Raw genomic sequence first — 8,662 nt, 5'->3', positions numbered from 1 at the left:
ACTATCAAGGCGTATATAGAAAATCAAGGTTAGTTTCACTTAAGGTTTTTATATAGTTCCTAGCGGAACTAAAGCATTCATCCCAAACACTAAAGATATTTGGGATTTCTGCTTGGGTGGTTTTAAATCATTTTAAACGACTCAAAACAAACCCGTTTTTAAAGCTGCGCACATATAAAATATTATGGCGGTTAGAGCAAAAGATTTGTGGGGCTGTTACAAACCCTGAAAGCAATTCCCTAGCGTCAATGACTTTGGGGCTTTCAAGCGATCTTTTACAAGGCTTTAATGAAAACGAAAAAGCGTCAATAGAATCAGCTTGAACTTCATAATTTTCAAAAGCCTTATTTTTGATACGCATAAGATAGATTTTATGGGCAAAAATGCTCGTGTTTCTGGTGTCTGCAAAGGTGCTAACACCTGAATACAAGGAAGTTACTAACCCGCCAACAAACCCCAAATAATAGTTCGCCACCGCTTGCATGCCCACCTTAAAAGTGGCTGATAAAATAGCCCTAGTGATAATGTAGGGCAATTGCTTCCTGAATTCGCTAGCGACCACCGCATCTATTGAGGCTAAAGTGTCAAAGGGCGTTATTCTTTCTCCGTCTTTGAGGGTGAAATTTTGATAAAACGCTTCCCCTTTTTCTAGCTTGGGCAAGGCTATACTCACGTTATAAACCGAATCGATCATAAAAATAGGCACATCAATTTTAAATTCGCTTTTTTGCGGCTCTTTACCATCTTCAATGATGATCCAAGTGAAATGGCTCCTGTTAGGGTTTTTAAAAAAAACCAAGTCTTGGGCTACAAAAGGGCTTTGACTGATCCCATAGGCTTCATTAAGATAGCCTAACCCCTTATTCTTATCCCCATTTAAAGCGTAAAACAACCCTGAAAGATACGAAACCGCCGGGTTAAGCAAGCCTTGATAAGCTTCGTATTTGTCTAAATTAGAATAGGTGTTGTTTAAAATCTCGCTCACTTCTACCCTAGAGCGTTCCATATTAATATTGTGCTTTTTGCTAGAATCGATCTCTTTAATGGCTTTTTGCACTTCCTCATAATAAAATTCTTTAGCCCTGCGCTGGCGTTCGTTCGCGCGGTTGAATTGCACCCTAGCTTTCGCACTATCGTTTAAAAGCATGTAGTCTATCGCTTTGTAATAATTGATTAAAACGCCCTCATAAATATTCCCCCCATAAGCACGCACGTTATCATTAATCATGGTAGCGCCCACATAACCAGCCCCTCTTGTGAAAGCGCTTTGGGTTTTATCAAAGCGTTGCTCGGCTTGATCTAATACCCCTAAAGAAGTCTCGTAATCTCTGGCGTATAAAGCACTCAAGCCGTTTTGCAAGTCCCATAAAAGAGCGTTCTTTTTTTTCTTAGTGAATTGTTTGGAATATTCATAAGCTTGTTTGGGGCTTTCTTCATAATAGAGCGTGTTAAAATGTTCTAAGTCCATACGATAGCCTATGCAACCTGTTAATGATATTCCTAAAATTACCGACATCAACAGAACGAATATTTTCAATCTAACCCTTTTAATTGACATTTTTGCTTGACTATTTGAGCGTATCATAACATTTTTAATGAAAACATAAGCTTTTTATGGTTAAAATGATCCCTAAGCTCTTATTTAGACCTATGCAATAGGACTTTAGGGTAACGCTTCAGGGTAGGAATACAGCAGAGTCCCTTAATTTCTTGTGTGCCTTAGCCATCTGAATAGGAGTGCTTCAAGCGATATTGACTTTTTTAAGCTAACTCTTCAAAAGTTTCTCACGCCACTCTGTAGGGTAGTCTTTTTGTAACGCTTTCACTTTATTGACATGACTAGAATCTGAATTAAAGATCTTCAAATAACGCCCCAAGCCCTCCAAACTCACGTCAATCATGTTGGAACTCCCGTTGCCCAGATTTTTGACTAAAACCTGCCTGGCATACAAAGGCGTGTTTTCTAAAAATGAAATTTCAGTTTCGCTCAAAGGCACATTGAAGTTGTGTTTCAATTCCCTAGCGTTTTTTTGCGGATACAAAATAAGAGTCCCCATGTTGCTTAAAAAACTATGGGCGTTTTTAACCCCGCTTAATTGGTAAATATCTTGCAAGGCCAACACCACAACGCCATTAGCTTTCCTGGCTTGCGTGATTAAAGCGTTGATTTTAGTGTTCAACAAATCGTTTTCCACATAGGATTTAAATTCGTCTAAAAAAACCAAAAAACCGCTGTCGTTTTTCCTGGACTCTTCTAAGATCTTATAAAACAAGTAATAGGCTAAAAGCCCTAAGTCTTTAGGGTTTTGGGTGATCGCATCTAGGTTTATCACGTTTAAAAAAGCGTTGGAGTTGAACGCGTCATTCAAAGCGTTAAAAAGGGGGTTATTCAAATACGGCTCTAAACTCAAGCCCAATTGGTTAGATGAGGTTCTTTTAAGCGTTTCTTTAAAGTCTAGCAAACTAAAGGTTTTAGGGTATAAAGTCTCATAAAGGCTCTTAATCGCGCAAGAAATCGCATTCATGTCTTCTAAGGCTTCTTTATCCCTTGAAGGGGCAAGATCAAACATGCTCAAAAAGAAGGATTGCAAAAATTCTAAATTCTGCAAATTAGGCTCTAAGCAAAAGGGGTTGATGCTAAAAGATTTGCCGTCATGGTAATGCCCTTTAAAAAATTTTGTGAAAGAATACAGCCCTTGCATCCTGTCAAAAGCTAAAAGGCGCATGTTCTGGTATTTTAAAGCACTCATCATTAAATAGCTAATCAGCGTGCTTTTACCGCTTCCGGTTGCCCCTATAACTAAAGTATGCCCATTCACTCTAGCGATTTCTTTAGCGTTATTGTGGCTCACTTCTTGGTTGTGGAAATTGAATAAAAAAGGGGAATAATCCAAATTTTTAAACACGCTCAAAGGGCTATTCCCCCATGAATTAGCCTTAAAACCTAAATTTTGCCTTTCAAACACCATCAAACACGCTAGGGCTTTAGAGGTCAAAAAACGCAAGCGGTGGTTTAAATGGATGCGTTCAGGGAAAAAGGAAAAATACCCCCCTTTCAAGCCAAAAGTTTCTATAACGCCCACTAAGTTTTCTTTAAATAAAAGCCCTAAAATTAAGCTCGTTTGAGCGTCTAAATCCTCTAAACTAGGGGCTTTGATAAGAACGTTTAGGGCGAATTTTTGCATGGATAATCGTTTGGTTTTGACTAATTCCTGGTATTCTAACAGCTCGTTTTTAACGAGATTGGACATGCTAAACTTGGCCCTCTCTTTTAAAAAACTCAGCGTTTTATGCGCACTCATAGGCTCTATGGAAAAGATAATATCTAAAGGCGTCTCTTGGTATAAAAGCGCTCCCACCGCTATAGAAGTGATGCGCTCGCTCTCATAAGCCTTAATGCCAATCAAGCGGTTATAGGTTTTTTGGTTAAAGCTTTCTTGAATGAAGTAATCTTTTTCAAAAGTGATAGAACTAGCGATATAGCTATCGCTCAAATACCCTCCTACTAGAGGCTTTAAAGGGAGTTCAAACCCGTTAATGTATTCCGCGTAAAAATTCAAAACCTCTTTAGAGTTTAAGAGTTTGGGGGCATAGTTTTTGAGCTGGATTTCTAAGCTTTTAAAAGTTTCTTGCAAAAAATGCGCTTTATAAGAGAGAATATCCTTAAAATTTTCCCTATTGGCATGCATGAAAGATTTTTTCTTATGCTCTAAAACGCCCTGTAAAGAGTGCGCGCTTTCTAAAACCAAAAAATACTGATTCTCATACACTTCTTTATTTTCAAACTGGTTCAAAATCGCTTGCAAGTGTTTAGAATCAGATTGAATGTTTTGTTTATAATCAATTTTACGCCTTTTAACCACCAGGCGCGCCACGACCTTTTCTAAAGAATCCAAAGCCATTTGGCGCTCGGTGAAAAGATCTTGCAATTGCTCTGTGCTTAAATGGGTGTAGCTCACCCCCTCTAAACGGAGAATGCCCACTAAGTTTTCGTTTTTAGTGAGCAAAAAATGTTCATCATACAAGCCTAAAATGTTGTTTTCTTCACTCATTGAATAACTTTTAGGCAAAGCCCCTAAAAAATAGTTTGAAACTTTTTGTTTGATAGTGCCTAAAAGCTTTTCTAGCATCCTACGCTCTATAACATTTGGTTTTAGTCTTTATTTTGCTTTTAGCCACGATAATATCTGCAATGTCTTCATCAAAAAATTCCAGCGCGCTAAAGAGCGCTAAAAACCCTAAATACAATAAAAAAGCGCTCAATAAATCAATCCAAGGGAGCAAGATAAAAGGCACAAAAACAGAAATCAAATAAGATTTAGCGTTCAGCCATAAAAATTTTTCTTTAACCGAAATTTCACGCAAATTCTTCACGCTCGCTGAGAGGATAATCATTAAAAAATTCCCATAAACCAATTCGCCAAACTCGGGGCTTTAAAGAATAAAAAAATCCCAAACACCACGCCAAGGATCGTGAATAAAATCTCTTTCCACCGGTCTAAATTCCTCCACACATAAATAGCGATCCCTATGAAAATCACCATTAAAATCCCCTTAGCGATGGGGCTTTTGAGCTGGGCTTCTAGGGCGTTAAAAAACCCCTCTAAACCTTCAGCGAACAAACTTGAAACGCACATGCCTACTAAAAAAATGATTTTTAAAAAATGAGCGGACATCAAAACCCTTTTGTTTAATTTTAATTAACTTTATAATGCTCTATTATCTCAAAAAAACCATAAAAACTCCCTAAAAGGGGGTCAAAAAGGGTGTATTTAATCTTTAAAAGGGTAAAAAAGCAAAGCTAAAGAGGTAAAAGCCTTACTATTCTACGATTTGATAGACATAAGAAAGATTAGCATGTTCTTTGGTTTGTAGGGCGTCTTCTTCTAAGAGGTTTTGAATCTTTTCAAAGCTGTATTGTAAATGGTTGTAAGCGATAATCACCACCTCATCGCCTTTTTGTAAGAAATGCTCTTGCGCAAAAGGCATATAAGGGGTAGCCCCAATCGCAAAAATCATTTTAGTAGGGAAATTATGGCGCTCTAAAAAAGGTCTTAAAGCCTCTAAAGAATCGCCATCTTGTTGGTGGTTCAATCTGTCTTTGATCCAATCTAAGAGTTTTTGGTAAAAAAACTCGTATTTGAGCAATTTGCTGTTTTCCCCATAAACGTGCCAAACATTATCGTATTTCAAAAAAGACGCGATAGAAAAATTGTTACACACTCCCCCATAAACAAACCTGTCAATAGGCAATTTCTGCCCTATACCTTTAGAAGCTGATGAAAAATTCTTTTTTTGGGAGAGCTTTGCGGCTTCTAAATTACGCACAGAAGCGTCATTAAACGCCATGAAAAAATTAGGCACAAGCTTGGTTACCAAATGTTTTTCATCATACTTAACATCGCATTCTAAAGCGATTTCTGGCTCTGCTTGCACTTTCAAATTCAAATCATTTGGCAAAATAATCTTATGGTTATTAATGCAACAACGCCCCAAATAGCAATTCTCATACGGGATATAAAAAGGGAACAACCCCTTAGGGGCGTCCTTTTCTTCGCTTTTCATGTTAATAAAACTATGACTCTCTCCTGCTTGCTCCAAATGCCCTGCAAAATTCCCCACCACACCAAAACCTAAAAACTCTTGCATGCAAACCTCCTAGCAAATAGCTTAATGATTAGAGCTTTTTCCATTATAGCATAAAAAGAAAACCCCTAAAATTCTCAAAAACTCCCCTTTCAAGCGAACAAATACTCCCTAGCGTTCTCTTTATCCAAAGGGTAAAGTTCGTGCTTTTCATTCCCTATTTGAATGAGGTAAGCTTGATTTTTTAAAGTCTTAGCATAGCCTAAAGCGATACGACCGGCCAATTCCTTATCTTCTTTGCTGGCGTTTTTATCCACTAAACTCAAAGGGCCTTTACAGCTTAATAATTCAATCTTATCCATTAAGGGGTGCTCAATGTCTAATTTATGGTTTTCTTCTTCATTCCTTGCCACCACCAAGCGAGCGTTATTAGGTAAGACAAAATAACGCCCGTTTTTGACAATCACGCCATCTTCAAACACCATTTCTCTGTATTCTTTTAAATTCTTAATCTTATTGCTCACTTGAATGTCTGTAAGCAAGCACCCCCCACCTGGCTTTTCATAATATTTCAAGCCGTAATCTTTGATCATTTGCAATTGCCTAGTGCGCCCCCTACCACTCACATCTAAAAGCTTGTCTCTATCAACAAAACCCTTTTTTTCCATAAAAGTAGGCTCTAAGAGTTTAGCGCTCATGGGTCGCAATAACAACTCATCTAAAAATTGCGGTTTTTCACCGCCTGCTTGCGTTCGGTCTAAAATGGGATCAAAACGAGCCTCTTCGCCCACCTCTCTGACTAATTTCCTCACCTGATTGAGCGCTTCTTTCCTTTGGGATTTAGGGCGTTGCCCTAGCACTTCCCCGCTCAAAACAAAATCCGCGTTCAATTCAAGCATTTTATAAAAAGCGTTCCTAAACATGTTGGCATGGCAATCAATGCAAGGGTTGAAATATTTCCCATAGCCGTATTTGGGCTTGAACAACACATCGTTAAAAAACTGCTCTCTAATATCGCACACCAAGAGCTTAGCCCCAATTTGCGCGGTGGCGTTTTCAAAATACTCTCTTTTATCTTTATTCCCCCCAAACCCTATATTGAAGTGCAAGGCGGTTACTTCAATGCCTTGATCAATGAGTAATTTCATGGACAACAAACTATCCAACCCCCCACTAAATAAGGCTAAAGCTTTTATTTTTTTCATATGGCGACCAATTCTCCTTGTTTTAATTTCATAATGGCCTGGCGAGCCTTTTTTAAAAAGATCATTTTTTCGCTAAAAGGGAGCGAACTTTTAGGGATTTCTTTGAGTTGCCGCTCAAAATAGCGCAAAATCAACAAACGCAATTCCTTTTCAAAACCCCCTTTTTTTAGGGGTAAATTCGCATCTAATAATAACGCAACTAATTTAGGGTCGTCTAATTTTTCTTGACACAAAGCGTCAAATTCTTGTTTTTTATGCAAGAATACCCCACTATGGATATAACCCACCGCTAAATCCAACAAGCTTCTGTCTTCTAAAAGATAGCGGATCACTAATTTTTCTAAAAATTCCAAACTGAGCGTGTTAGAAGCATTAACAAACTTTTGAGCATGATTGGGTTTTTCTGTTTTGGGGTAAAAAGGCTGAAAAGAGGCTGGCCCCCTAATCCCTAAAACATGCAAAGGCGCTTGCAAAAGCGTAGCGATTAAGGGCTTGTATTCGCTTTGTAAAAGCAAGGAAAAGTTTTTTAAAAACCCTAACATTTCTTTAAGGGCCTTATCTTTTTCTAAAGGATCGTCTAAAAGATAAGAACCCGCCATGCGCCTTAAAACAAACTCAATAAAAGCCATGGGGCGCGATAACAAGTCTTTTAAGGTTTCAATCTGGCCATTAGCGATCATATCCGCAGGGTCTAGGTTGTTTTCAAACAAAATCACCCCCCCCTTTCTTTGCTCTTTAGCCAACATCAGGCTCGCTTTATAAGCCGCCTTTCGCCCTGCCTTATCCCCATCATAGCTTAAGAGGATTTCTGGATCGCCTTTTTTAAGCAAGGGCAAATGCGATGGCGTTAAAGCTGTCCCAAGCGTGGCTATGGCGTTTTTAAAACCCGCCTGGTGCAATAAAATCACATCCAAATACCCCTCTGTAACGATGACTTGCTTTTGTTTATAGATGTGTTCTTTAGCCAAATGATAGCCATAGAGCAAACTGGATTTATCAAAAAGCTTACTTTGGGGCGAATTGATATACTTGGCCGCTTTTTCTTTTAAGGTGCGCCCTCCAAAACCCACCACTTGAGCGCTAGGGCTATAAATAGGGAACATGATGCGATCCAAAAAGCGCAAATAGGTTTTCTGATCGTTATCGCTCTTGCCCAGCACGCCTAATTCAATGAGCTTGTCCTTATTCAAGCCTTTATTTTCAATGCCGTAATCAATTCTATGCGTGCATAAGCCTAATTTAAACGCTTTGATGCTCTCTATGCTAAGCCCTCTTTTTTGCAAGTAATTTAAAAAAAACGGGGCGTTAAAAAGCTCTTCTTGATACAACGAACTCACCATTTCTAAAAGGTGGTAATCTTCTTTATGATCGTAATAAGCGCTTTTGTCATACTCTAAAGCTATATTGAATCGGTGGGCTAATTTTTCAAGCGCTTCCACAAACGAAAGCTTTTCAAACGCCATCACAAATTTAATGCTATCCCCGCTCGCCCCACACCCAAAGCAATGGTAAAACCCTTTAATTTGATTGACGCTAAAACTCGCGCTCCTTTCTTCATGAAAAGGGCAACAAGCCATGTAATTCGAACCTGACTTCCTCAAATCCACATAAGAGCTAATGACTTCTACAATGTCTATCGTTTGCAAAAGGCGATCAATGGAACTTTTAAGAATCATTTTTCATGCTTTCTTCATCGTGCTTTCTTGTTTTAACTCGCTTGAATGAATTATACTCAATAAATAAAATCTTCAAAAAGGTTTGTTGATAACGCCCCCTTTTTTTCTAATCCTTATATTTTTGAACTAATGAAACTTTATATAAATAGACTTAATAATCCTTATAGTTATAGTCTTATATTTGTTTTTATGGCT

At 38.3% G+C, this 8,662-nt stretch carries 7 protein-coding genes and 1 other RNA gene; 1 reads left to right on the top strand and 7 read right to left on the bottom strand.

The genetic code is table 11. The features are described from left to right. Positions 1–127 precede the first annotated feature (127 nt). A complete protein-coding gene (locus H7O61_RS03270; RefSeq protein WP_187875122.1) occupies positions 128–1,468 on the bottom strand; it encodes a COG3014 family protein in 1,341 nt (446 codons plus the stop codon). 171 nt (positions 1,469–1,639) lie between these two features. Here H7O61_RS03270 and ffs point away from each other — a divergent pair. Beyond that, positions 1,640–1,737, top strand: an RNA gene (ffs, locus tag H7O61_RS03265) — signal recognition particle sRNA small type. Between the two features lie 29 nt (positions 1,738–1,766). Here the strand turns inward: ffs and H7O61_RS03260 are convergent. From H7O61_RS03260 to dnaG, 6 genes are all read right to left on the bottom strand, one after another. After that, a complete protein-coding gene (locus tag H7O61_RS03260; protein ID WP_187875116.1) occupies positions 1,767–4,130 on the bottom strand; it encodes a VirB4 family type IV secretion/conjugal transfer ATPase in 2,364 nt (787 codons plus the stop codon). A gap of 1 nt (position 4,131) precedes the next feature. Further along, complete coding sequence (locus H7O61_RS03255; RefSeq protein WP_000584968.1) at positions 4,132–4,395, bottom strand: hypothetical protein; 264 nt, start codon at positions 4,393–4,395, stop codon at positions 4,132–4,134. Beyond that, positions 4,395–4,676, bottom strand: coding sequence for a TrbC/VirB2 family protein (locus tag H7O61_RS03250; RefSeq protein WP_001272686.1), 282 nt, complete (start codon positions 4,674–4,676; stop codon positions 4,395–4,397). Before H7O61_RS03250 ends, H7O61_RS03255 begins: the two co-directional genes overlap by 1 nt. 145 nt (positions 4,677–4,821) lie before the next feature. Further along, the gene (locus tag H7O61_RS03245) at positions 4,822–5,649 is read right to left on the bottom strand and encodes a DUF5718 family protein (RefSeq protein WP_187875115.1); all 828 of its coding nucleotides are present in this window, start codon (positions 5,647–5,649) and stop codon (positions 4,822–4,824) included. 89 nt (positions 5,650–5,738) lie between these two features. Next, positions 5,739–6,791 (bottom strand): MnmA/TRMU family protein, encoded by a 1,053-nt coding sequence (locus H7O61_RS03240; protein WP_079297504.1) that lies wholly within the window; start codon positions 6,789–6,791, stop codon positions 5,739–5,741. Next, on the bottom strand, positions 6,788–8,467 hold the full coding sequence (dnaG, locus tag H7O61_RS03235; protein WP_187875114.1) for a DNA primase: 1,680 nt from the start codon (positions 8,465–8,467) through the stop codon (positions 6,788–6,790). The genes H7O61_RS03240 and dnaG overlap by 4 nt, the downstream gene beginning before the upstream one ends. Positions 8,468–8,662 lie beyond the last annotated feature (195 nt).

The sequence above is a fragment of the Helicobacter pylori genome (genome assembly GCF_014496965.1).
Classification (GTDB): Bacteria; Campylobacterota; Campylobacteria; order Campylobacterales; family Helicobacteraceae; genus Helicobacter; species Helicobacter pylori_CZ.
The sequence above is the reverse complement of the archived record's forward strand: the minus strand, read 5'-3'. Positions and strand labels throughout refer to the sequence as shown.

Bases quoted from the DNA above. Each gene is read 5' to 3' on its own strand.
- H7O61_RS03255 (WP_000584968.1), bottom strand. From the start codon at position 4,395: ATGATTATCCTCTCAGCGAGCGTGAAGAATTTGCGTGAAATTTCGGTT.
- H7O61_RS03240 (WP_079297504.1), bottom strand. From the start codon at position 6,791: ATGAAAAAAATAAAAGCTTTAGCCTTATTTAGTGGGGGGTTGGATAGT.
- H7O61_RS03270 (WP_187875122.1), bottom strand. From the start codon at position 1,468: ATGGACTTAGAACATTTTAACACGCTCTATTATGAAGAAAGCCCCAAA.
- H7O61_RS03260 (WP_187875116.1), bottom strand. From the start codon at position 4,130: ATGCTAGAAAAGCTTTTAGGCACTATCAAACAAAAAGTTTCAAACTAT.
- H7O61_RS03245 (WP_187875115.1), bottom strand. From the start codon at position 5,649: ATGCAAGAGTTTTTAGGTTTTGGTGTGGTGGGGAATTTTGCAGGGCAT.
- H7O61_RS03250 (WP_001272686.1), bottom strand. From the start codon at position 4,676: ATGTCCGCTCATTTTTTAAAAATCATTTTTTTAGTAGGCATGTGCGTT.
- dnaG (WP_187875114.1), bottom strand. From the start codon at position 8,467: ATGATTCTTAAAAGTTCCATTGATCGCCTTTTGCAAACGATAGACATT.